We start from the raw sequence: 22,381 nt of genomic DNA, 5'->3' as shown, positions 1-22,381 counted from the left end.
GCAGATTGGAGGCCTCGCCCGGAATCGAACCGGGGTGCAAGGATTTGCAGTCCTCTGCGTAACCACTCCGCCACGAGGCCTCGCCGCTGCCGGCGTTCTACGGGGGTTCAATAGGTTGCCAGATTTTTTGCGTCAAGCTGTCAAGACGTCGTTCGTGTAACTTTCCCCGCACCATTTGTGATGATTGTCACGCCAATTACGTAGCGGCACCCCACCGAGGATCGATCTTTGGGCGAACGTTTTGCCCTTATAGTAAATGGACGGGGCGGCTCTTCAGCCGCCCTCTTCAGCACTCTCGACCGCCGGATCAGCGGCCAGCGAAAATGCCGGCAATGATCCCTGACGCCATATTCACGAGAATATAGCTGTTATCGACCCGAACCCATTCCTGCCCGCGAGCGGGACGCTGGAGGCCGTAGCGGTGATAGTCGCGAACGACATGCTGGCGCTTCCAGTCGGGCAAGCGCTTACCCTTGGCCCAGTGTGGCTTGGGGGCCGGCTTGTGATGCTGATTCTTGTGGCCGTGGCGGTACTCGACCTGGTTGCCGTAGCCGGGCTGCGCCTGCGCGGCAATCGGGGCTGCGAGGACTGACATGGCTACAAGGGCAAGGGCAATGCGCTTCATGGGAGGCTCCTTATCTATTCAACACAAGGAACCTAGGCGGCTTAGGATGAACGCAAACTGAACGTGCCCATTACAATTCCCTAATGGAATCCAGATGTTGCGAGGCGATTCTGCAGCAATCCGATTCGGCCCGGAATCATTTTGACTGCGAATCGCCGCTTCGCTCCTCCTCGTCACGTCCTTTGCGCCACCGCTTCCAACGTACGATTCCGCGGCGACGATAGCGACGAATCGATGCGAACTCGTAGGAAAGCAGCAGCAGCCCGACTGGAATCATCCAGAAGCCAAGAATCGGCAGAAAACCGAGCAGGCCGAGAATTGTCAGCCCGACGCCCAGCGCGATGCGCTTGTTTCGTGATTCCGGCAAACGAATCTCGCGACCTAGAATCGAGATCGTGCGGCGTTGGGTTGCTTCGGCAGGCGTTTCCTTTTCGGCCATATGACGCGCCCTACCCCTCCCCTGTGGAAAAACGGCCCGCCTGCACAACCGCCAAGAGCCTTACATATGAAGGGGTCCCATCGCCTTTTCGAGGTAGCCGCAAATTATTCAGCAAAAAAATCACATTCGCTCTTTGCAAAGCCGAAAAGGGTTTGCTATACGCAGCCTCGTTCTGACGAGCCGCTGTTCCCCGGTAGCTCAGTGGTAGAGCAACCGGCTGTTAACCGGTTGGTCGCTGGTTCGAATCCGGCCCGGGGAGCCACTTATCCAGCTAGCTTCGTCGACAACCTCAGATAACAATCTTCTGAATTTTCGCTCTTCGCCTCGGCGCGCCATCAGGCTAGTCGCCGGCAAGCACAATGAGCGCATTGTTCCTTCCACACAAAGACTAGGCAAAACGACGTTCGGTTTCAGTCGGTCGAAAGGGGCGGCCGAATCTGGTTCGAGCGAATCGGTCGAATCACTGGATGGGCTTGTACATGCGTCGGCCGGTAGCCATCCCGGTGCTGTGTTGCGGAACGCCACATCCTTTGACGGCCATGTGCGAGCGCCCAGCATGACATTTGAGATTCGCGGTGTTGGACTTGCTGGCGTTGTAGTTGATCGTCGCGCTTGCCGGAGCGGCGAGCCCGAGCCCAATGGCAATTGCGAAAGCGCCTGTCAGGAAACGCATATTCGAACCTCCCATTGACAAGCTGGCGTCGTGCGGAAGCCAGCACCCGCAAAAACGCTGGTCTCCGCTCGCATATGTGTCAAATCAATAGGTTGTAAGCGGTCCGCGGTCATGGCACCAAGCGGGCCGGCAGACACGGCGACGTCTTGCTCATATCGGTTCGACAAACACGCAAATTATCGCCACATGGGCAAGGCAAGGCCGCAGGCATGCAGATGACGAGTTGGAGTTTTGTTGTGCTCGCCGCCGCCGCGGCCCTCGCCGGCTGCGCAACGCCGCCGGATGCGATCGAGGCCAAGACGGTGAACGACGCGCGCTTCAAGAACCTCGATTGCCCTATGCTGATTACCGAACGTGATCGGCGCATGCAGATCCGCGATCTTCTGATCGACGCCCAGAGCGAACGATTCCGCGCCGACCTGATCAGCAGTGCGTTCACCGGCCTGACGCAGTCGATGATCAACTCGCCGAGCGAGCGCGAGGCGAAGATCGCCGAGGTGAAGGGCGAAATCCTCGCCATCAACCAGGAAATCATGGCGAAGAACTGCATTGTCCGGATTGGCCAGTAAGGCTGGCGGTGAATAAGTCAGTAACTGCCCCGACGTCAGCCGCGATTGGTAAAATTCGACCTATTTCCTTGATCCTTTCGCAAGTGCCTTGAGCCAATTTCGGCAACGGGGGGCGAATGGAGGCTCACATTGAGGTCGGACTTTGCCACCGCGCGGCAATTGCTGGAAAAAGCGCAACAACATCTGCAGGGCCGCGACGCCGCCAGCCGACAGCTCAATGAAGCCGTCGAGCTGTTGGTGGAAGCGGTGCTCACGGCAGAGCATACGGCCCCTAAAGGCGAGGTCGTCATGTTTCCGCAAAGAAGGTCGGGCGCGCGCTAAGGATTTGTTCACCACGTCCATCGTAGCTTTGGCGTCGAGGGGCGCTTGGTACTGCGTAGCCCCGGTTCTTCTCACACAGAAGTGACGGCCGCAGGCCCCTGGCCCAACCGCAATCTTCTTGCTTCGGCCAAAAACCGACGACATATCCGGCCTGCTCGTGTTGTTAATTGCACCGGGTCGACGCGTTCGCGCCGTCCGGCGATATATTCCGGGACAGTTTCGTGAATCGCACCATTCCGCTCATTCTCGCGGTCGCCCTTTTCATGGAAAACATGGATTCGACGGTGATCGCGACGTCGCTGCCGGCGATCGCGACGGATATCGGCACGAGTCCCATCGCATTGAAGCTGGCGCTGACGGCCTATCTGGTTTCGCTGGCGGTCTTCATTCCGATCAGCGGCTGGATGGCCGACCGTTTCGGCGCCAAGAACGTGTTCCGCGCCGCCATCGCCGTCTTCGTCGTCGGCTCGGTGGCCTGCGCGATTTCCAATTCGCTGCCGGCCTTCGTCGTCTCCCGCTTCCTGCAGGGCATGGGCGGGGCCATGATGACGCCAGTGGGCAGGCTGGTTCTGGTCCGCTCGACGCCGAAGAACGAACTGGTCGCCGCAATGTCGTGGCTGACAGTGCCCGCGCTTGTCGGACCGCTTGTGGGTCCGCCGGTCGGCGGCTTCATCACCACCTATTTCACCTGGCACTGGATTTTTCTGATCAACGTGCCCATCGGCATCATCGGCATGTGGCTGGCGACCCGCTTCCTGCCCGAGACCGATTCGATCGGGGTTCCGCCGCTCGACGTGCCGGGCTTCATCCTGAGCGGCATTGCGGCCTCCGGCGTGGTGTTCGGCTTGTCGGTGGTCAGCCTGCCTGCCCTGCCCCCGAGCGTCGGCATCGCCACGCTGGTCATCGGCCTGCTGGCGGGCCTCATCTATCTGCGCCACGCCAAGGTGGCGCCGCACCCGCTGCTGGCGCTTCGGCTGTTCAGGAACCAGGTGTTCCGCTCCGCGGTGGTCGGCGGCAGCCTGTTTCGCATCGGCATTGGCGCCGTGCCCTTCCTGTTGCCCCTGATGCTGCAGATCGGCTTCGGCCTGACGCCTTTCCAGTCGGGCATGATCACCTTCGTCTCGGCAATGGGCGCCATCGGGATGAAGCTGGTCACCGCCTGGGTGTTCAGGGTGGCAGGCTTCCGCCGCGTGCTGATCCTCGGCTCAGTGATTTCGGGCGCAACGATTGCGATCTACGGCTTCTTTACGCCAGAGACGTCCTATCCCACGATGCTCGCCATCCTGCTGATCGGCGGCTTCATCCGCTCGATGTTCTTCACCGGCGTCAACGCGCTGGCCTATGCCGAGGTCTCGGAGGCGGATACCAGCAAGGCAACGCCCATCACCGCCGTGTTCCAGCAGATCAGCATCGCGCTCGGCGTTGCCGTGGCCGGTGGCATCCTGGAAGTCTCCACGAAACTTCATGGCGGCCCGCTCACGCTGAGCGATTTCCACTCCGCCTTCTTCCTGGTCGCGGCGATTTCTGCAACGGCAGCATTCTTCTTCATCCGCTTGCCGGCCGATGCGGGCAGTGCGGTTTCGGGCCACAGCGGTCGCGGGGCGCGCGAAATCGAGCCCGCATCAGGCAGTTCGCAGACCGCCCCGCTTACGTCGCGCCGGCCCGACTGACCGGCCTTGATTCGACCAGCTAAGCTGGCGCGTCAGCCCTTGAAGTCCTTGGCAAGTAGATAGAGTTCGGCCGATTCGTCGCGCGATGCCGGCGGCTTGACGTGCTGCACGGAGCGGAAATTCTGCTTGAGCCGCGTCAGCAGTTCGCCCTCGGTGCCGCCCTGGAAGGTCTTGGCGAGGAAGTGGCCGCCCGGCTTCAGCACGGAAATCGCAAACTCCGCTGCCACCTCGCACAGATGCATGGTGCGCAGATGGTCGGTGCGGCGATGGCCGGTGGTGGGCGCCGCCATATCCGACAGCACCAGATCCGGCTCACCGCCCAACGTCTCGATCAACCGTGCGGGCGCGTCGTCGTCCAGGAAATCCATCTCCAGCACCACCGTGCCCGGCACGGCATCCATACCGAGATAGTCGATGCCCACGACATGCGGGTTTTCCGGCTTCGACTTCGTGCGGGCCGCCGCCACCTGGCACCAGCCGCCTGGTGCTGCGCCAAGGTCGATCACCTTCAGGCCCGGCTTCAGCAGATGGTGACGGTCGTCGATCTCGATCAGCTTGTAGGCCGCGCGCGAGCGATAGCCGTCGGCCTTCGAACGCTGCACATAAGGGTCGTTCATGTGGCGCTCGAGCCAGCGGCGCGACGATTCCTTCAGGCCGCTCTTCTTCTTGATTCGCGTTTTCAGAACGCGGGTGCCGGCAGCCGGCTTTTCGGGTTTCTTCGTCATTGGCGTGGTCCGTTTCGCCAGTTGCGGCGCCAAACGCCGTCGTCAGCCATCAATTCACTCAATATGCCTTCGCGCAGGCCGCGATCCGCCACGCGCAGCCGCTCCGAGGGCCAGACCCGGCGGATGGCTTCAAGGATGGCGCAGCCGGCCAGAACCAGGTCGGCGCGATCGGCGCCGATGCAGGCATTGGCGACGCGCGCGTGGAAATCCCAGCCGAGCAGCTTTTCGATCATGCCGTCGACCGAGGCGTTGTCCATCCACAGGCCATCCACCCGGCGCCGATCATAGCGCTCCAGGCCGAGATGAACACCTGCAAGCGTCGTCACAGTGCCCGACGTGCCGAGCAGATGAAAACGCGCGCCGTCCATCAGATGGTTGATTCGGTCGCGCTCCTGGAACCCGGCGATCAGCCCGGCGACATCGTCGACCATGGCCGAAAAGATGTCCGGGGTGACGTGACGCCCGCCGAAGCGTTCGGCCAGCGAGACCACGCCGACCGGCAGCGATGTCCACGACACGATGTGATTGGCCAGGCGTGGCGACCTCTTGCCGGACAGATCGATCAGGGCGATCTCCGACGAGCCGCCGCCGATGTCGAACAGCACAACACCGTTGGTGTCGCGATCGATCAGCGAGCCGCAACCCGAAACCGCCAGCCGGGCTTCGGTCTGGCGGTCGATGATTTCCAGCTTCAGGCCTGCCTCGGCCTCGACACGATCGAGGAATTCGGCCCCGTTCTCGGCCGAGCGGCAGGCCTCCGTGGCAATAAGCCGGGCGCGCTTGACGGAACGGTTGCGCAGCTTGTCGCCGCATATCTTCAGGGCTTCGACTGCCCGGTCCATCGCCGGACGCGAAAGCCGTCCACTGCTGCTCAAGCCCTCGCCGAGACGGACGATGCGCGAGAATGCGTCGACCACCCGGAACTGGCCGGGCCGTCCCGGCACCGCCATCAACAGGCGGCAATTGTTGGTGCCGAGATCGAGCGCTGCGAAAATGGGCGATTCGCCGGCGTCGTTGCGGCGCGATGCGTCCGGTCGCCTGATCAGAGGCGACGAGCCACCATTTACGATTTCTGAAGCAGTACGGCGGGCAGCCGGAGCCTGCGCGGCCCGCCCCGTAGCCGGTGCCTGACCGGCCTGCGGCGCCGCACCGTCGCGTGCAAAAACCTTCCGGCCGCGCTTGCGCTTACGCCGCTTCTTGCCCTTCGGCACTTGCTGAGGTGCATCTGCCTTCGATTGCCGCTCGGCGGATCGATGGCCCGGCGCCCTTTTCCTGGGATTCGCCGGACGGTTCGCCGAGCCGCCACGCGGCAGCCGGTCTCCCCTGGACGCACCCGCTTCCGGCGCCCTCGCACCGGGTTCGGGGTCTTCCACCTTATGTGTCCTTCTTGCGCCGCGCGAACCTTGACGGACGCTGCACACGCTACAATTTTTCGAGTTGCGCCGAAGATAGCAGCGCAACGTCCGATCACCAAGCCCGGCAGCGAAATTTAGCCCGCGGCGTCTCCAAGCCTCCCTTCCCAGTTGAACAGCAGGCTTTCATCGGGCATTTCTTGAGCAGCACCACGCATGCGGACCGGCCCCGGCTCCGCCTTCCCCTGACGTTACGAAGGAGACCTCGCAGGCATGGCCGCAACAAGATGAAATTGAAGAGCTATATCTGGCCTGTGATTGGACTTAGCGCAGTCGGCTTCTCGGTCTGGCTGCTCTATCACGAGTTGCGCGGCATTTCGCTGGAGGACGTCGGCGACGGCCTCACCGCCATCCCCATCCACCGATGGGTCCTGGCGGGAATGAGCTCCATTGTCGCCTATGCGGCGCTGGCCGGCTACGATCACATCGCGCTCAGCCACCTCGGCAAGAAGGTGTCCTTCCTTTTCATCACGCTGTGCTCCTTCACCACCTATGCGCTGTCGCACAATATCGGCGGCTCGGTGCTGTCAGGCGCCGTCATCCGCTATCGCGCCTATGCGACTCGCGGCCTGACCGGCCAGGAAGTGGGCATTCTGGTGGCGTTGTGTTCCTTCACCTTCGTGCTCGGCGCCCTGCTGCTCAGTGCGATTCTGCTGTTGGCGGAACCGCAGGTGCTGGAGCGATTCGTCGACGTGCTGCCGATCTCGGCCTCGCGCACCACAGGCATCGTGATTCTCGTGTTGATCGGCCTCTACATCTTCGGCAGCTGGCTGAGGCTGAAGCCGTTGCAGCTTGGCAGCCTGCAGATCTTCTACCCTCGCCTGTCGATCGTGGCCCGGCAATTGATCATCGGGCCGATCGAGCTGATGGCGGCGGCAGCGATCATCTATTTCGCGCTGCCGGCCACAGGAAATCCCGGCTATTTCATCGTGCTCGGCGTGTTCGTCGTCTCGTTCTCGGTGGCGCTGATCTCGCACGCGCCGGGCGGCCTGGGCGTGCTGGAAGTCGTCTTCCTGGCCGGCCTGTCGGACATGGACCCGGCCGCCGTTCTCGCCGCGCTCCTGGTGTTCCGATTCTTCTACCTGATCATCCCGCTGATCCTGGCGTTGTTCGTGGTCCTGATTTTCGAGAAAACGGAGTTTTCGCGCCGGAGCTGAAAAAGTCGCGGATCAAACGTGAATTGAAACACATTGGACCCTTGACTATTTTCCGGCGATGGCTACAACGCACCCCGCACACGGCAGCCAACGCTGCTTCGCGGCGCAGGTGTCTCGGATGAGCACCGCTGCTGGGGAATAGGTTAACGGTAGACCAGCGGACTCTGACTCCGTTAGTCCTGGTTCGAATCCAGGTTCCCCAGCCAACCACTTTCATTAATAAAATCAGCTATATAAGCGCTCAAGGGCGCTTTTCAAATAGCTTGCCATCCTAGTCACAGCGGCGCTGGATGTTTGCGGAGAGGCGACGGCGCTGTTCCTGCTGGATAGAAGCTGGATATGGCGAAGCAGCCGGCATCCTCCGATAGAGAGGTCCTATGGATCAGCTTGTTGAAATTGGAAACACACGCATCCTGAGATGCGCTGAAGAAGGTGAGCTTCTTCAAAGCTCCGCCGATGCCAACACCTTCTTGAGTGCGGCGTGGTCGCACAATGCCGATCTGCTCGCGATTCCCTCAGAGCGGCTCGGGCCCGACTTCCTGACACTGAGTACGGGCGTCGCGGGCGAGGCCTTCCAGAAGTTTGTGAACTACCGCCTAAGATGCGCGATCGTAGGAGACCTCACAGAGGCCCTCGACCGAAGCCGCGCGCTTCGAGACTTCGTGCGCGAAACGAACAAGGGTAACTCCATCTGGTTCGTTCAGGATTTCGAGCAGCTTCGGGTGAAACTCGCGGGTACTCAGGCCGGCTAGCTACCCGCCAGAACTATCGATCGCCGCGAGCTTATAACGACCGACCAGTCGTCAGCCTGAAACACAAAAGGAAGCTCGCCGCCTCAACGAGACGACGAGCGAAAAGGTTGGCGAATCTGTTCGACGGATAGTCGTCGGCGTCCCCCCTCCCGCACAGACACAGAAGCCGAGGGGAGCGCCGTGCCCCAGTTATTGCGGCGTGCCCCAGTAATACAACGCCGCCGACGAGGCGGCGCCGCCCAGCACGCAGGGAAGGCCAAGAGCGGCCTGGCCGGTGGCCGCGGCGGCGACGCATCCGAGCGAGATCACGCCCTGCCCCAGCTTGCCCCACCACACGGTATCGCGCTTGGAGCCAGGCCCCATGCGCTTGAGATCCTCAAGCCGGCCGAGCGCGATCTTCCGCAGAGGCGAGACTTCGGCTGTCTCCGCCGCTTCGATCGCCTCCGAGAGCTGCTTTGTCGTCTGCTTGTCGGTCTGCTGCGACTGCAGCGTCTTGAGCTGGCCGAGCAGCTTGGTGTCGCGCGAGGCGTTCATCGCTATCGTGTACTTCGCCATGCTGCCGATGGTCAGCTTCTCGACGCTGTCGCGCTCTTCCGCCCAGGGCAGCATCTTGATCATGCGCTCGAGCGGCTGGGGGCTGCGTGAGGCGTAGTAATACCCCCAATACATGTCGAGCGTCTCGGGACGCTCGTCGAGCGGGATCTGCTTCTCATCCGTGTCCTTCTTGGCGAACCATTTGGTCGGATTGGCGCGATCCTTCCATGTGGTCTTCACCTCTTCCACCGGGGTGTCCGGGGTCGGCAGCTTGCCATCGAGATAGCGCTCCACCATCAATTTGCGGGTCGGCATCTTCGGCTCGTAGCGGGCCATAAGCCCGCGCCAGTCGGGATGGCCGGAATAGGCAATGGCGCGCACGATCGCCCAATGGTCGATCGGGCGCAGCACAAGCAGCTTCTTGATGGTGCTGTCGGCCTTATCCGGCTTGGAGCCGATCATCCCGGCCATGAAGCCGACATACATGCCAGATCCTTCCGGATCGCTCAGCGCACCGACGTCGCTCGCGATCTTCATGACTGACGGGGCGCGGGCAAGATCGCGGTTGGGATCGTAGGTGTTCATCCATACGAGCACGCCCTCCTTGCTATGTTGGATCGGCGCCGCGGCCTGGGCCAAGCTTGAGGCCAGCAGGATGGCAATGAGTGCAACACAAAGAGCTCGCATATCCCAGATCGCGCATCCCCTGCGCGTCCCACTTTTTGATTGTCTTAGAGGGTCCAGCTGGAATTCATCAGGCGCATGGGACCGTTTCAGGACGCGCTTGCGACCATTTTGGGGCGAAAACGCCGAGATTTTGGCCAGAAGCCATGATTGCTTCGCGGTGATTCTTTCGATTAGTACGGCGTGTTTGCACCGGAAAAGCAGCCTTCGCGACATTTACCGCTCGCTCCGACGCCCTAAGTTTGTTCCACGGATCCTAACCGGGGGATGACGAACCGAAGGGAGCCGACCATGGCGACCACGATAAGCATCAACGGGCAAAAACATACCATTGACGCCGACGGCGACACGCCTCTGCTCTGGGTTCTGCGTGATATCCTGGGCATGACGGGCACGAAATTCGGCTGCGGCATGGCGCTATGTGGCGCGTGCACCGTGCATATCGACGGCGTTGCTACCCGATCGTGCATCACTCCCCTCGACAGCGTCGGATCCTCCGAGATCACGACAATAGAGGCAATCGGCGCAACGCCGGCCGGCGCGAAGATCCAGAAGGCGTGGCTCGACCACGAGGTCGTCCAGTGCGGCTACTGCCAGTCGGGCCAGATCATGTCGGCTGCGGCGCTCCTGAAAGACAACCCGCACCCCACCGATGCCGACATCGACGAAGCCATGTCCGGCAATATCTGCCGCTGCGGGACCTATCTGCGCATCCGCGAAGCCATCAAGCAGGCCGCGCAATCGAGCTGACAAGGGGCCGGTCATGACCATCGATCACTTCACTTCCGAAACAGCAACCCCGCACGGTCGCATCTCAGCGGGGCACGTCTCACGTCGCAAGTTCCTGCAAGTCGGCGCCGCCGTCGGCGGGGGCCTGCTGCTCAGCCTGCGACTGGGGCTTGCCAAGGATGACGCTTTTGCCGCCGACGCCAAAGAATTCGCGCCGAACGCCTTCATTCGCATCGGCAGCGACGGGCAAGTTGTCCTGGTCATGCCCTATGTCGAGATGGGCCAGGGCACCTACACCTCGATCCCCATGCTGATCGCCGAAGAGTTGGAAGTGGACCTGCCGAAGGTGCGGCTGGAGCACGCACCGCCGAACGAAAAGCTCTACGGCAATCCTGCGCTGGGCGGCATCCAGGCGACCGGCAACTCGAGCGCCATCCGCGCGGCCTGGCAGCCGCTTCGCCAAGCGGGGGCGACCGCGAGGATCATGCTGATCGCGGCGGCGGCGCAGCGCTGGAACGTCGCTCCTGCCTCATGCAGCGCGAAAAACGGCGAAGTGCTGCATGAGGAGACGGGCAGGCGCATCCCCTATGGCGAGCTGGTCGCCGATGCGGCGCACATTCCCGTCCCCGACCATGTCGAGCTCAAGCGGCCGGACCAGTTCACGCTGATCGGCACGCCGGCCAAGCGCCTGGACGCCCCGGCAAAGGTCAACGGGACGGCCATCTATGGCATCGACGCCCGGCCGCCGGGCGTGAAGATCGCGACCCTGGCGCAGTCGCCGGTCTTCGGCGGCAAGGTCAAAAGCGTCGACGATACGGCTGCCAAGGCGGTGAACGGCGTCCGCCAGATCGTGCAACTCGACGACGCCGTGGCCGTCGTTGCCGATCACATGGGAGCGGCAAAGAAAGGCCTGGCGGCCCTGGCAATCCAATGGGACGATGGTCCGCACGCCGCGGTCGACATGCAGACGATCGTCGGCGAACTTGAAGAAGCGACGCGCAGTCCCGGCGCCGTGGCTCAGAACATCGGCGACGTCGACAAGGCCTTGGCGGGCGCCGCCACGAAGGTCGAGGCGGAATACCAGCTTCCGTTCTTGGCGCACGCCGCGATGGAGCCGATGAACTGCACTGTGCATGTTCAGAAGGACGGCTGCGAGGTGTGGGTCGGCAACCAGGCCCTGGCGCGTGTCCAGGCGGCGGCAGCGAAGACCGCCGGCCTGCCGCTCGACAAGGTCGTGGTCCACAATCATCTGATCGGCGGCGGATTTGGCCGGCGGCTGGAGGTCGACGGCATCATTCGCGCCGTCGAGATCGCCAAGCACGTCGACGGCCCCGTGAAGGTCGTCTGGACCCGTGAAGAAGACATCCAACACGACATGTACCGGCCCTATTGGTACGATCGGCTGTCCGCAGGGCTCGATGACAAAGGAGCGCCGGTTGCCTGGAACCATCGTTTCGCCGGTTCCTCGGTAGCCGCTCGCTGGGCGCCGCCCCTGTTCAAGAACGGGCTAGATGCCGACACGACCGAGGGCGCCATCGATCTGCTCTATGCCCTGCCGAACGTTCACGTCGAATATGTCCAGAAGGAGCCGCCGGGCATTCCTACGGCCTTCTGGCGGAGTGTGGGGCCATCGCACAATGTGTTCGTGACCGAAAGCTTCATGGACGAATTGGCAGCGGCGGCAAAGCAGGATCCGGTCGCCTATCGGCTGGCCCTGCTCGATCGCGAGCCGCGAGGCAAGGCTGTTCTCGCCCTCGCCGCCGAAAAGGCCGGCTGGGGCCAGAAGCTGCCGGAACGGACCGGCCGTGGCGCCTCCCTCCAGTTCGTCTTCGCGACCTATATGGCGCATGTCGCCGAAGTCGAAGTTGCCGACGACGGCATGGTGCGCGTCCGGCGGGTCGTCTGTGCCGTCGACTGCGGCACCGTCGTCAACCCCGACACCGTCCGGGCGCAGATCCAGAGCGCGATCAACTTCGGCATCACGGCGGCGCTCTACGGCAAGATCACCCTTGCGAACGGCCGCGTCGAACAGGCCAACTTCGACACTTACCAGATGCTCCGGATGAACCAGGTGCCCGCGATCGAGGTGCATATCGTCCAGAACACGGAATCGCCGGGCGGCATGGGCGAGTGCGGCACATCGGCAATCGTGCCGGCGGTTGCAAACGCAATCTTTGCGGCAACCGGCAAGCGCCTGCGCAAGATGCCGATCGACCCCAATGAGTTGAAACGACAAGGGTAAGTTGCACCGCGCGTCAGGGATAACTTGGTCAAAAGGCGGTCAAAATGTCTGCGCTGACGGAAGCCAAGACCTTCACCGGAACCAAGCTCGTATACCAGGCCGACCTGCCGTTCGATGAAGTCCTCAGGCGGTTCCACGCCCAGGTCGGCCACGCGGACATACCTACTCTGGCGCGCCTGGCGGTGGAAACGCCTGACGAGCAAGCCTACGCCAGGGAGATCGAGGCGCGGTTTGTCGGCAAAAGCGGTTTCATGCTCTTTTCGGAGATCGATCACGGCGGTTGGATCGCGCGCTTCGGCATCCGGCGGCACGCGATCCGGCTGATCTATGGCAATCCGTTGATTGCCATTACGATGATCCGAGAAGACATCTCGGCCGGATTGTTCGTTCCTGTAGAAATGCTGGTGCTGGACACCCCGGATGGCGGCACGACGCTGTCCTACGTCCAGCCATCGTCACTGATCGCAATGGATCGAGAGAATTCAGCCCTGCGCACCGCCGCGGAGGCACTGGATGCGAAGGTCGCGGCGCTTGTCTCAACTATTCTCGACAGTTGAGCGGCAGTTGCGTCAGATCTCGGCGGCTTGATCGTCCGGCAATTTCTGGCGAGCTCGCGGCAGTTGAACCGGCGGCATCATGGCCTCCATCGCGGCGGCGATGGAAAGCACCTGCTCGTCGGCAAAGCGGCGCCCGACGATCTGCAAGCCGACTGGCATGCCATCCTCGGCCAACCCGACCGGCAGCGACAGGGCCGGAAGCTGCGGCACCATGTTGAAGGGGCAAGTCACGTCCAGCCCCTTGTAGCGGCCGTCGGGCAACGTCGCGACATAGTCGTCGTCCGTCTCGGTGACCAGCGGCGCAGTCACGGCGCAAGTCGGGCAAAGAAGCGCCTCGTAACGCTCGAACAGGGTTGCAAGGTCACGCCACATGGCCGTACGCAGAACCTCTACCTGCTTATAGGCCGTCGCCCCCACGTTTTGGCCGCGCTCGATCATCGCGACGACTGCCGGGTCCATCCTGTCGCGGTAACGTTCGACCTCGTGACCGAAGAAGGCCGACATGAACACGCACCAGAGGTCGAACCATTCATCGTTGACGGCTCGCGTCCAGGGCAGCGACACCTCCTCCACCACCGCGCCGGCACGACGCAAGGCTTCGGCGGCTTGGCGAACCACGGTCTCCACCTGCGGCTCGACGGCGTAATAACCAAGGTCGATCGACAGGGCGAAACGTCGCCCCCTCAGGTCCTTTGCTGCGGCGTCTTCGGCGTTGAAGCCGATGGGCAGGGACGAAATATCCTCGTCGCTGGGGCCTGCAGCCGCGGTCATGAAGGCTACGGCGTCGCCGACGCGGCGCGCCAACGGGCCGAAGTGGGAGATATTGTCGAAGACGCTGGGCAAGATGGTCATCGGAATGCGACCAAGGCTAGGCTTCAGGCCGACGACGCCGCAGAAGGCCGCTGGGATACGCACCGAGCCGCCCATATCCGTTCCCTCCGCGAAGGGCACGACTCCCGTCGCCACCGCAACGGCCGAGCCTCCGGACGAGCCGCCGCTGGTACGCTCGCGGTTCCAGGGATTACGAGTCACGCCCCACCGCGGACTTGTCGTCATGCTGGAATAGGCGAATTCTGGCGTCGTGGTCTTGGCGACCAGGATGGCGCCGGCCTCTTGGAGGCGGCGGATGCAGAGCGCGCTTTCCGTCGGCACCCAGTTGGGCCGGGTCCAGGAACCGAGCGTGGTCAGATCGCCCTCGGTCGGCGTCAGATCCTTGGCGGTGAAAGGAACTCCAAGCAGTGCCCCCCTCGCCTCGCCTCGCACAATCGCCCTGTCGACAGCCCGGGCGGCCTCCAGAGCCTTTTCCTCGCGGATAAGTACGAACGGGTTGAGTGCAGGAGCTATAGCCTTGGCGCGACGGATCGATTCAGCCACGACGGTTTCGGCGCTGAAGGCGCCAGCCCGGATCCCGGTGGCGATCTCGGCCGTCGGCAGATCAAGCGGATGGTTCAATGCGTCGTCTCCTTAAAGAAGGCTGCTCTGCGGGCCGTGAAGCCGGCTAACATCGGATATGGGCTTGCGCTGCACGGCCGCGCCTGCTGAATGTGTCCGAACCGCAGGAAAAACAGCGCGCACGCTTCACGATGTCCCGATCGCAAACCAGGCCCCCGAGCTTCGAAGCATGGAACGCTGCCCTCGGCACCGTGACCGGCCGGATCGGCTCGCGCGGCTTTCCCGACGCGCTTGCCTCTGCGCTCGGTCTGCTGGCGCCGTTCCAGATGATGAACGGCTTCGTCTACTCGCCCGACGGCCATGCCTTCGATCTCTACAACGAGAAGATCGTGGTCGAACGCTCCATCATCGTCGACCGCTATCTTGGCGGCACCTTCGTGCTGGATCCGTTCTATGACGCCGTCCGCGGCGACGACAGCCAGCGCATGATCGTAATGCGGGAACTCGCGCCGGACGACTTTCGGCAGACCGAATACTACCGGCTGCATTACGTCACCACGCAGATCGTCGACGAGATCGGCTTCGTGATGAAGCTCGAAGACGATTTTTGCGCGGTGCTGTCGCTGTCGCGAACCGGCGCGGCGGACCTGTTCGCCGACGAGGAGCTGCAGCGCCTGCGCGCGGCAGCCCCCGTGGTGTGCGCCCTTGGAGAACGGCACTGGTTTCATCTTCCCAGCCTTGCGCTCGCTGCCGCGACGACGAGACCATCGAAGCGTATCGAGCACCCGCTGCTGACGCGCCGGGAACTCGAGATCGTTACGCTGATCCTCAAAGGCCATTCCAACATCTCGCTTGCCGCGCTGCTTTCGCTCTCGCCCAACACAGTCAAGGTGCACCGCCGGCAGATCTACTCGAAGCTGAACATCTCAAGCCAGGCCGAACTCTTCCGGCTGTTCCTGGCTTGAGGAGCGCGGGCCTTCCGGCTCGGCTTTATCACTCGGCGAAGTCCATCTCCGGCGGAGCGACGCGGAAGAACTGCGTCAGGTAGCCCAGATAGACGATGCCGATCACGAGCCAGACCAAGCCGAGCAGCTTGGCGTTGCTGTCCAGATTGAGCAGCAGAAGCACATCGCAGACCGCAGCCACCGCCGGGATTATCAGGCCGACGAGGACACCGAGCGGCCGGACCTGCTGCTCGCCCTTGAGGTAGAGCACGATCACGGAAACATTGACGGCCGTGAAGGCAAGGAAGGCGCCGAAATTGATGAAGGAGGTCGAGGTGGTGACATCCATCGTCAGCGCGAGCAGGCCAACGATGCCGACCAGCATGAGATTGAAGACCGGCGTGTGCAACGTCGGATGCAGGCGGCCGAAAAAGCCGGAAGGCAGCACGTTGTCGCGGCCCATGGCATAGAGCAGCCGACCGACGCTGGCCTGTGCCGCAAGGCCGGAGGTGAATTGCGCAACTACCAGCGTTGCCAGGAACAGGGTGACGAAGAGATCGCCGCCGACAGCCTTGGCGATTTCGGTTGCGGCCGCGTCCACCGAAGCAAACTCGAAACCGGGATGGGCGAGCTGCGTCACATAGCCAGCCAGCACGAAGATGAAGCCGCCGGCCAGCGCCGTCATCAGGATCGCCTTGGGCATCGTGCGCCTTGCGTCGCGGGTTTCCTCGGTAAGGGTCGAGACCGCGTCAAAGCCGAGGAAGGAGTAGGCGGCGATGGCCGCGCCTGCGACGGAGGCCGAGAATGGCACGCCGGCCTTGAAGAAGGGTTGGACCGAAGCAAGGCCTCCGGCTCCATTCGCGGCAACGACATAACGGGCCGCAAGCAGCACGAAGGCGGCGAGCATGGCGAACTGCACCAGCATGAGGATGAAGTTCACCCGGTTGGCGAAGACGATGCCAATGACGTTCACCATCGACGTCAGGGCAATATAGGCCACGATCCAGATCCATGCCGGGATCTCCGGGAAGGCCGAGGTGAGATAGGCCGCGCCGATGAGCCAGATCACCATCGGCAGGAAGAAATAGTCGAGCAACACCGCCCAGCCGACGAGAAAACCAACGCTCGGGCTGATCGACTTGCGGGCGTAGGTGTAGGACGAGCCGGCGACCGGATAGACCCGCGCCATGACGCCGTAGCTGATTGCGGTGAGGAGGATCGCCGCCGAGGCGATCAGATAGGCCATGGCAGTGGTGCCCTGGCTGGCGGTGGCCAACGCGCCGAACGTGCCGAAGACGATCATCGGCGTCATGTAGGCAAGGCCAAACAGCACAACGGACCAAAGGCCAAGCGCCCGGTCCAGCTTCACGGTTTCATTCATTGTTCCACTCCGAACGGTTTTGATCCGATGCGTTAGGGCCGGCCGTCGGCAAAAAGCCTTCGGTGCGGAGTCGTTCGCATTCTTGTGATGTCAGCATGACGCAGAGTGACGCATCCGAACATAATCCCAAGGGGTTAGAGAACGCCGCCTTTGCGCTCTCTTCGGACGGCTAAGCTAGAAGGCAAATCGATCCCCCGCCAATCTCACCCGAGCGCGGCTCTGCGGCTCGCCTCCCCTCCCCTGCTGGGCTGCTCAACTGTGGCAAGACAGGGAGGTGGTCTTCTTCCTAGCTGGGGACCGCATGCCGCGCCAGTCTCCGGGAGCGCTCGGCGCGCCTCCCAAGTCGCGATCGACGGAAAGTCGGTAACGAGCGCTCTTTCAGTCGGAACGGCAGGAGTCGCTGGAAGAAGGAATGAGCTTGCCGCTCCAAGCGACGGTAGCCACTAGGCAATGATCAGCACGATCTCCAACGTGTTCGGGTCGACGATCGCGATCCGCCCATCCGCCAATTCGAAATACATGAAACCTTCGTAGTCCGGGATGATTTCCACGATGCGCGGCGGCAGCCGGTAGAGGTGGATTTCTCGTGGCACCCGCGCGCCGACACCGACGGAAAAGTCGACATTGGGGGCCGCCTTGACGTGGTTCTCGCGGAAGACGCGCCTAAGCTCCGTGCGCTGCTCATCGTTCACCTGGCGCTTCTCGCCATGCTTCTCTTTGGTCCCAGCGCCTTGCTCCTCCATCGGCTTTTTGCCGGGCTTACCCTGTGCGCCACCTTGCTCGTTCTGCTCTTCCTGTTGCATCCCCGGCTGATTTTTCTCGGGCCTCTCCGACTTCATCGGAGTTTCTTCGCCATTTCCGCCACCGTTCTGCATGTTCTGGCCACCCTCGGGTGCCTGGCCCTTTTCGGTGCCGTTTTGTCCGCCTTGCTGGCCTTCGGACTGTTCAGGCGGCTTCTTCTTCATCATTTCTGTTTGGGCGAAAACCTGTCCGGGCACCAAGCCCAGAGCCAATGCAATTGCGCTTTTGAGAAGGACATGTCTCATGGTCATACCTCCCACGGACTGACGGGCGTCAACGACGCATGGGAATCGGTGTTCCATCACGTTTCGTGCTGGAGCTTCCGCATCGCCAACGAGACGAGGATCGTGCTTATTCCGTGCAGCGGCTTCGGCACACTGCATCCGGCGGGTGGGGCATCGCTCGCCAATCTCGACGGTTATGAATATGCCACCATCAGCCGCTCGCCGCGCGGCATGGCGGAAGAGGTCCACGAGACCTATCTGAAAAAGACCAAGCCCCAGAAATTGCGCCCCGTCGCGGCCATTGCGACCGCGACAGAACCTTTGGTGACCATCACACAGGCGGCTACGCCGTTGCGATTGCCTTGGCGATTTCGTCCTTCAGCGCCAGACGACGTTTGCGCAATTCAGTCTCCGCCGTCTCGCCCATCGGCTCGATGTTGGTCTCCGCCTTGTGGATCTGGTCGTTCACCTCGTCATACTCTTCGAGGACGCGAGCGAAATGGCTGTCCTTGGCCTTCAGGGCGTGGATGACCTCCAGCTTGCCGGGGAATTCCTCGCCGAGAGTGTGAGGGGTGTTGGACATGTCGTCTCCTTGCTTTGTTTCCGGCCAAACATAGCCGGCGACGCCAAAACGACTTTGATTCAAGTCAAGCTAGGTGACGAACAGCTGGTGCCAAGCCCCCTCGCCCGGTCGCATCAGGAAACCCGCCTAGCGGTTCTCGTAGGTGTAGGACGCGCACATCTCCTCGTCGCTGGCCGGCGCCTCGTCACCGGTGAAGACGGCAAGCGCGGTCAGATCGTCGCCCGTATTCCAGGCCGCGACATAGGAAACCTTGCCCGAGCCGCAGAGGCGATTGCCGTTTTCGAGCACCGGATCGGCGGGCTTGCTGACGCTGTAGACCGAGGCCGGAACCGTTTTGCCACCGACGATGAAATGGTCGGCAATGAGCTCTGCGAATTCCAGGGTCTTGCCGTTCGCGAAGGTGATGCTGAAATCGTCGAACTGGATGTCGCCAGTCACGCTCTCGGCCGTGGAGCTGACGGCAGTGTAATCGTCTCCCTCGACATAAGCCGACGCACCGCCCGTAAGCCCTGCCGCGATTGCCATGGCGATCAGGCCAGTTTGGATAATTTTCATCGTTCCCCCAAGTACGAGCTTACCTCGCGTAGGCAAGCTCTAGCCGGCATCGCGGTGGGAGACAACGAGGGCCGCAATACAATGATTGCGTGTGCCGGGATATTTCTGCCACGCGGGCGTCAACCCGACGCGGTCGGTACTGACCGGACAACACCCGGTTAGCGCACCAGTGGCGCGACGCTGTTTTCGATGAGCCGCACCAGGCTGAGGGCGGTCATTTCGGATGATTTGGGATTGGTCTTGAGCGCTTCGTTCTCGAGCATCATGTCCAGCCGGCCGAAGGCGCCGGACGCCTGGACGCGATGGCCGTTGCGCGTCGCGGCAGGGTCTGCCACCAGCACGACGCGGGTGAGGTCGAGGCCGATGCCCGACAGCGCCGAGATCACGGCGACATTGGCATTTTGCGGGAAGCGGTCGGCCGCCTCGCGCGCGGAACCCACGAAGAATTCCGAGCGCTCGGCAAGCGTGTCGAGGTCAATGACCTCCTCCGCCTTGGTGCCTTGCCAGGCACGCGGCGGCTTGACGATGGTGTGCACCACCTCGTCTATCGGCAGCATCGAGGCTGCTGCAAGCGCGCCGAGATCGCCAAGTGCGCCCGAAGGCACAATGATGCGACTGCCGGTTTCGCGCGCCGTGGCAAGAAGGCTGTCGAGCAGCGCATCGTCGCAAAAGGCGCTCGTCGACGAGACGACGAAGCTCCTTGCATAACGCAGCGCCGCCTCGCCCCAGAGAGCCACAGCCGGCCGGCCGGCCGCTTCGACGACCATGTCGATGTCGAGGCCGGCGAGTTCTTCGGGACCGGCGATGAGCCTCGCTGTCGCGGGCAGATCGGCGCGGTCGCGCCCCGCCTCGCGTACCGCCACGGCCGCGATCTCGACGCCGGACAGTTGCCTGTCGGCGAGGATCTCGCCGACGCGCCGCGCGATCGCACCCCAGCCGACGAAGCAGACGCGCAACGGCCGCGCCGATGCGGCCTTGTCAGATGCCGACATAGCGCTGCACCAGTTCGGCGTTGTGCGTCAGGTCGTTGCTAGTTCCGGACCAGACTGTGCGCCCCTTTTCGAGGATGTAGTGACGGTCGGCCAGTCGCTTCAGCACGTGGAGGTTTTTGTCGATCAGAAGGATGGACTGGCCTTCCGCCTTCAGCGCCTCGATGCAGCTCCAGATTTCGGCGCGGATGACCGGGGCAAGGCCTTCGGTCGCCTCGTCGAGGATGAGCAGCTTCGGGTTGGTCATCAGCGCGCGGCCGACGACCAGCATCTGCTGCTCGCCGCCGGACAGCGTGCCGGCCGCCTGGCTGGCGCGCTCGCGCAGTCGCGGGAACAGCTTGTAGACGCGCTCAAGCGTCCATGGATCCTTGCGGCCGAGACGGTTGGACGCGGTGGCCACCAGGTTCTCGCGCACGGTCAGCGTCGCGAATGTCTGGCGCCCTTCTGGCACAAGCCCGACACCAAGACGCGCCACCGTTTCGGGCGTTGCGCCGCGCACCTCGCGACCGGTAAAACGGATCTCTCCGGACAGCGGCTTGAGCAGCCCCATGATCGATTTGACGGTGGTGGTCTTGCCCATGCCGTTGCGGCCGAGCAGCGTCACCACCTCGCCTTCGCCGATCTCCAACGCGACATCGAACAGAACCTGGCTCGGCCCGTAGGCCGATTGCAGCTTGGCGACGCTCAGCACACTTCCTCTCCTTCGCCCAGATAGGCCGTGCGGACCTCCGGATTGTCCCTGATTTCTTCGACCGAGCCGGTGGCGATGATGCGGCCGTAGACCAGCACCGAGATGCGGTCGGCAAGCGCGAAGACCGCGTCCATGTCGTGCTCGACCAGTAGCATGCTGACCTGTTTCTTCAGGTTGCGCAGGATGCCGATCATCTGCTGGCTCTCGGCGTGGCCAAGTCCGGCCATCGGCTCGTCGAGAAGCAAAAGCTTGGGCTCGGTCGCCAGCGCGACGGCGAGTTCAAGCTGCTTCTGCTCGCCATGCGATAGGTTGGCGACCAGCTCATCCGCACGCCGCTCCATCCCCACCGTGTGGAGATATTTGCGCGCCTCTTCGCGCAGTGCGGCTTCGCTTCGCGCATTCCCCCAGAAGCGGAAGCTGTGGCCCTGCCGCACCTGGACGGCGATGGCGACATTGTCGAGCACCGTGTAGTCGGGCAGCAGGCAAGTGATCTGGAACGTGCGCGCCAATCCGAGCGAGACGCGCTTGGCCGTCGAGAGATCATCGACCGGCTTGCCGGCGAGTTCGATGGTGCCTTCGTTCGGCTTGAGCTCGCCCATCAGCTGCGAGATCAGCGTGGTCTTGCCGGCGCCATTGGGGCCGATCAGCGCGTGGATCTCGCCGGGCTTGACGGTCAGGTCGACATGGTCGGTGGCCAGCAAGCCGCCGAAGCGCTTGACCAGGCCACGGACGTTGAGGATCGGCGTGCTCATGCGCTCCTCCCGACAAGCCGCGCACCCAGCGCCTGAACGCCACCTTGCGTGTAGAGCACCACGAACAGCAGGATGAGGCCGAGGCCGAGCTGCCAGTTCTCCGTCCAGGACGCGAGGACGGATTCGAGCACGATGAACACGGCGGCACCGATCAGCGGACCGAACAAGGTGCCGACGCCGCCTAGGATGACCATGATCATCAGCTCGCCCGATTTGGTCCAGTGCATCATGTCGGGGCTGGCAAAGCGCAGGAAGTTGGCCATCAGCGCACCGGCAAGGCCGCAGCCCATGCCCGAGATGATGAAGGCCACCAGCTTGTAGCGATAGGCTGGCAGGCCGATCGCCGCCATGCGCTTTTCGCTCTGGCGCAGGCCGACGATGACGTTGCCGAAGCGCGAATTGACGAGGCGCCACAGGACGGCGAAGAACAGCACCGCGATGGCCAGGCAGACATAGTAGACCGTGTGCTTGTCGCGCATGTTGAGCCAGGGGAGCTCATTGGCGCGGCGGATGATGAGGCCGTCGTCGCCGCCATAGGTCTTCAGCGAGACGAACAGGAAGAACAGCATCTGGGCGAAGGCCAGCGTGATCATGATGAACTGTACGCCGCCGGTGCGCAGCGAAAGAGCGCCGATGATTGCCGCCATGATGCCGCTCAGCACGACGGCGACAGGCAGGGTTATCAGCATCTGATTGGTGCCGGGGATGAAGCCGAACAGCGGTTCGCCGAGCGAATAATGCTGGTAGAGAATACCCACCGTGTAGCCGCCGATGCCAAAGAACGCGGCATGGCCGAAGCTGACCATGCCGCCATAGCCGAGCACGAAATTGAGGCTCGCCGCGGCGATGCCGTAGATGAGCACACGCGTTGCCAGCGAGGTGAGCGCCGCAAAGCCTGCGGCATCCGCGACGGTCGGCAGTGCGATCAGCGCGATCAGCAAGGCTGCAAGCAGCGCGGGTCGCTTGAGTGATTTTTCCAT

24 protein-coding genes and 3 tRNA genes are annotated in these 22,381 nt (G+C 62.8%); 11 read left to right on the top strand and 16 right to left on the bottom strand.

Translation table 11 applies throughout. From position 1 onward, the window contains the following. Positions 1-6: 6 nt before the first annotated feature. The 3 genes from C7I85_RS19600 to C7I85_RS19590 all read right to left on the bottom strand — a co-directional run bounded on the left by C7I85_RS19600 (position 7) and on the right by C7I85_RS19590 (position 1,064). A tRNA-Cys gene (locus C7I85_RS19600) sits at positions 7-80 on the bottom strand. A 227-nt stretch (positions 81-307) separates the two neighbouring features. Further along, entirely contained in the window at positions 308-625 is a 318-nt protein-coding gene (locus C7I85_RS19595; protein ID WP_106725694.1) for an RcnB family protein, read from the bottom strand. 136 nt (positions 626-761) lie between these two features. Beyond that, positions 762-1,064: a hypothetical protein gene (locus C7I85_RS19590; RefSeq protein ID WP_106725693.1), complete on the bottom strand. Its 303-nt coding sequence runs from the start codon at positions 1,062-1,064 to the stop codon at positions 762-764. Positions 1,065-1,251: 187 nt separating this feature from the next. On the opposite strand from C7I85_RS19590, the gene C7I85_RS19585 reads away from it, so the two are divergent. Continuing rightward, positions 1,252-1,326: transfer RNA gene (locus C7I85_RS19585), tRNA-Asn, on the top strand. Positions 1,327-1,524: 198 nt separating this feature from the next. On the opposite strand, the gene C7I85_RS19580 is transcribed toward C7I85_RS19585, so the two are convergent. After that, positions 1,525-1,737, bottom strand: coding sequence for a hypothetical protein (locus C7I85_RS19580; protein WP_106725692.1), 213 nt, complete (start codon positions 1,735-1,737; stop codon positions 1,525-1,527). Between the two features lie 209 nt (positions 1,738-1,946). Here C7I85_RS19580 and C7I85_RS19575 point away from each other — a divergent pair, with 209 nt between their 5' ends. The 3 genes from C7I85_RS19575 to C7I85_RS19565 all read left to right on the top strand — a co-directional run bounded on the left by C7I85_RS19575 (position 1,947) and on the right by C7I85_RS19565 (position 4,297). Beyond that, entirely contained in the window at positions 1,947-2,306 is a 360-nt protein-coding gene (locus C7I85_RS19575; RefSeq protein WP_106725691.1) for a hypothetical protein, read from the top strand. A 129-nt stretch (positions 2,307-2,435) separates the two neighbouring features. Further along, a complete protein-coding gene (locus C7I85_RS19570; protein WP_106725690.1) occupies positions 2,436-2,627 on the top strand; it encodes a hypothetical protein in 192 nt (63 codons plus the stop codon). Positions 2,628-2,848: 221 nt separating this feature from the next. Continuing rightward, positions 2,849-4,297: an MFS transporter gene (locus C7I85_RS19565; RefSeq protein ID WP_106725689.1), complete on the top strand. Its 1,449-nt coding sequence runs from the start codon at positions 2,849-2,851 to the stop codon at positions 4,295-4,297. 32 nt (positions 4,298-4,329) lie between these two features. Here C7I85_RS19565 and C7I85_RS19560 read toward each other — a convergent pair whose 3' ends face one another. Together C7I85_RS19560 and C7I85_RS19555 are read right to left on the bottom strand one after the other, a co-directional pair. Then, positions 4,330-5,022, bottom strand: coding sequence for an RlmE family RNA methyltransferase (locus tag C7I85_RS19560; RefSeq protein ID WP_106725688.1), 693 nt, complete (start codon positions 5,020-5,022; stop codon positions 4,330-4,332). Continuing rightward, a complete protein-coding gene (locus C7I85_RS19555; RefSeq protein WP_428832879.1) occupies positions 5,019-6,482 on the bottom strand; it encodes a Ppx/GppA phosphatase family protein in 1,464 nt (487 codons plus the stop codon). Before C7I85_RS19555 ends, C7I85_RS19560 begins: the two co-directional genes overlap by 4 nt. 179 nt (positions 6,483-6,661) lie before the next feature. Here C7I85_RS19555 and C7I85_RS19550 point away from each other — a divergent pair, with 179 nt between their 5' ends. The 3 genes from C7I85_RS19550 (at position 6,662) to C7I85_RS19540 (ending at position 8,343) form a co-directional block, all read left to right on the top strand. Continuing rightward, the gene (locus C7I85_RS19550; protein WP_106725687.1) at positions 6,662-7,591 is read left to right on the top strand and encodes a lysylphosphatidylglycerol synthase domain-containing protein; all 930 of its coding nucleotides are present in this window, start codon (positions 6,662-6,664) and stop codon (positions 7,589-7,591) included. A 132-nt stretch (positions 7,592-7,723) separates the two neighbouring features. After that, a tRNA-Gln gene (locus tag C7I85_RS19545) sits at positions 7,724-7,797 on the top strand. 171 nt (positions 7,798-7,968) lie between these two features. Beyond that, on the top strand, positions 7,969-8,343 hold the full coding sequence (locus C7I85_RS19540; RefSeq protein WP_106725686.1) for a DUF4180 domain-containing protein: 375 nt from the start codon (positions 7,969-7,971) through the stop codon (positions 8,341-8,343). A gap of 189 nt (positions 8,344-8,532) precedes the next feature. Here C7I85_RS19540 and C7I85_RS19535 read toward each other — a convergent pair whose 3' ends face one another. Continuing rightward, positions 8,533-9,462: a hypothetical protein gene (locus C7I85_RS19535; RefSeq protein ID WP_146148902.1), complete on the bottom strand. Its 930-nt coding sequence runs from the start codon at positions 9,460-9,462 to the stop codon at positions 8,533-8,535. A 390-nt stretch (positions 9,463-9,852) separates the two neighbouring features. Between C7I85_RS19535 and C7I85_RS19530 the strand changes: the two genes are divergently transcribed. Genes C7I85_RS19530 through C7I85_RS19520 form a run of 3 tightly spaced genes read left to right on the top strand, consistent with a single transcriptional unit; the run spans position 9,853 to position 13,089 of the window. Continuing rightward, positions 9,853-10,311 (top strand): (2Fe-2S)-binding protein, encoded by a 459-nt coding sequence (locus tag C7I85_RS19530; protein WP_106725684.1) that lies wholly within the window; start codon positions 9,853-9,855, stop codon positions 10,309-10,311. Between the two features lie 13 nt (positions 10,312-10,324). After that, a complete protein-coding gene (locus C7I85_RS19525; RefSeq protein ID WP_106725683.1) occupies positions 10,325-12,532 on the top strand; it encodes a xanthine dehydrogenase family protein molybdopterin-binding subunit in 2,208 nt (735 codons plus the stop codon). A 44-nt stretch (positions 12,533-12,576) separates the two neighbouring features. Beyond that, positions 12,577-13,089 carry a DUF302 domain-containing protein gene (locus C7I85_RS19520; protein WP_106725682.1) on the top strand — a complete coding sequence of 171 codons (513 nt, stop codon included), beginning with the start codon at positions 12,577-12,579 and terminating at the stop codon, positions 13,087-13,089. Between the two features lie 12 nt (positions 13,090-13,101). Here C7I85_RS19520 and C7I85_RS19515 read toward each other — a convergent pair whose 3' ends face one another. Beyond that, entirely contained in the window at positions 13,102-14,541 is a 1,440-nt protein-coding gene (locus tag C7I85_RS19515) for an amidase (protein ID WP_106725681.1), read from the bottom strand. A 131-nt stretch (positions 14,542-14,672) separates the two neighbouring features. Here C7I85_RS19515 and C7I85_RS19510 point away from each other — a divergent pair, with 131 nt between their 5' ends. Continuing rightward, the gene (locus C7I85_RS19510; protein ID WP_106725680.1) at positions 14,673-15,446 is read left to right on the top strand and encodes a helix-turn-helix transcriptional regulator; all 774 of its coding nucleotides are present in this window, start codon (positions 14,673-14,675) and stop codon (positions 15,444-15,446) included. Between the two features lie 28 nt (positions 15,447-15,474). On the opposite strand, the gene C7I85_RS19505 is transcribed toward C7I85_RS19510, so the two are convergent. The 8 genes from C7I85_RS19505 to C7I85_RS19470 form a co-directional block, all read right to left on the bottom strand. Next, entirely contained in the window at positions 15,475-16,806 is a 1,332-nt protein-coding gene (locus C7I85_RS19505) for an APC family permease (protein ID WP_106725679.1), read from the bottom strand. 443 nt (positions 16,807-17,249) lie between these two features. After that, positions 17,250-18,080 carry a DUF1236 domain-containing protein gene (locus C7I85_RS19500; RefSeq protein WP_146148901.1) on the bottom strand — a complete coding sequence of 277 codons (831 nt, stop codon included), beginning with the start codon at positions 18,078-18,080 and terminating at the stop codon, positions 17,250-17,252. Positions 18,081-18,174: 94 nt separating this feature from the next. Then, on the bottom strand, positions 18,175-18,414 hold the full coding sequence (locus C7I85_RS19495; RefSeq protein ID WP_106725677.1) for a YdcH family protein: 240 nt from the start codon (positions 18,412-18,414) through the stop codon (positions 18,175-18,177). Positions 18,415-18,540: 126 nt separating this feature from the next. Further along, complete coding sequence (locus C7I85_RS19490) at positions 18,541-18,969, bottom strand: hypothetical protein (protein WP_245445013.1); 429 nt, start codon at positions 18,967-18,969, stop codon at positions 18,541-18,543. Positions 18,970-19,127: 158 nt separating this feature from the next. Continuing rightward, positions 19,128-19,961: an aspartate dehydrogenase gene (locus tag C7I85_RS19485; protein ID WP_106725676.1), complete on the bottom strand. Its 834-nt coding sequence runs from the start codon at positions 19,959-19,961 to the stop codon at positions 19,128-19,130. Beyond that, a complete protein-coding gene (locus C7I85_RS19480) occupies positions 19,948-20,649 on the bottom strand; it encodes an ABC transporter ATP-binding protein (RefSeq protein ID WP_106725675.1) in 702 nt (233 codons plus the stop codon). The genes C7I85_RS19485 and C7I85_RS19480 overlap by 14 nt, the downstream gene beginning before the upstream one ends. Beyond that, positions 20,643-21,401 carry an ABC transporter ATP-binding protein gene (locus C7I85_RS19475; RefSeq protein ID WP_106725674.1) on the bottom strand — a complete coding sequence of 253 codons (759 nt, stop codon included), beginning with the start codon at positions 21,399-21,401 and terminating at the stop codon, positions 20,643-20,645. The genes C7I85_RS19480 and C7I85_RS19475 overlap by 7 nt, the downstream gene beginning before the upstream one ends. After that, the gene (locus C7I85_RS19470; protein ID WP_106725673.1) at positions 21,398-22,381 is read right to left on the bottom strand and encodes a branched-chain amino acid ABC transporter permease; all 984 of its coding nucleotides are present in this window, start codon (positions 22,379-22,381) and stop codon (positions 21,398-21,400) included. Before C7I85_RS19470 ends, C7I85_RS19475 begins: the two co-directional genes overlap by 4 nt.

The sequence above is a fragment of the Pseudaminobacter soli (ex Li et al. 2025) genome (genome assembly GCF_003012705.1).
Lineage (GTDB): Bacteria > Pseudomonadota > Alphaproteobacteria > Rhizobiales > Rhizobiaceae > Pseudaminobacter > Pseudaminobacter soli.
Note: the sequence above shows the minus strand (reverse complement) of the source record. Positions and strands in the feature narration are given on the sequence as shown.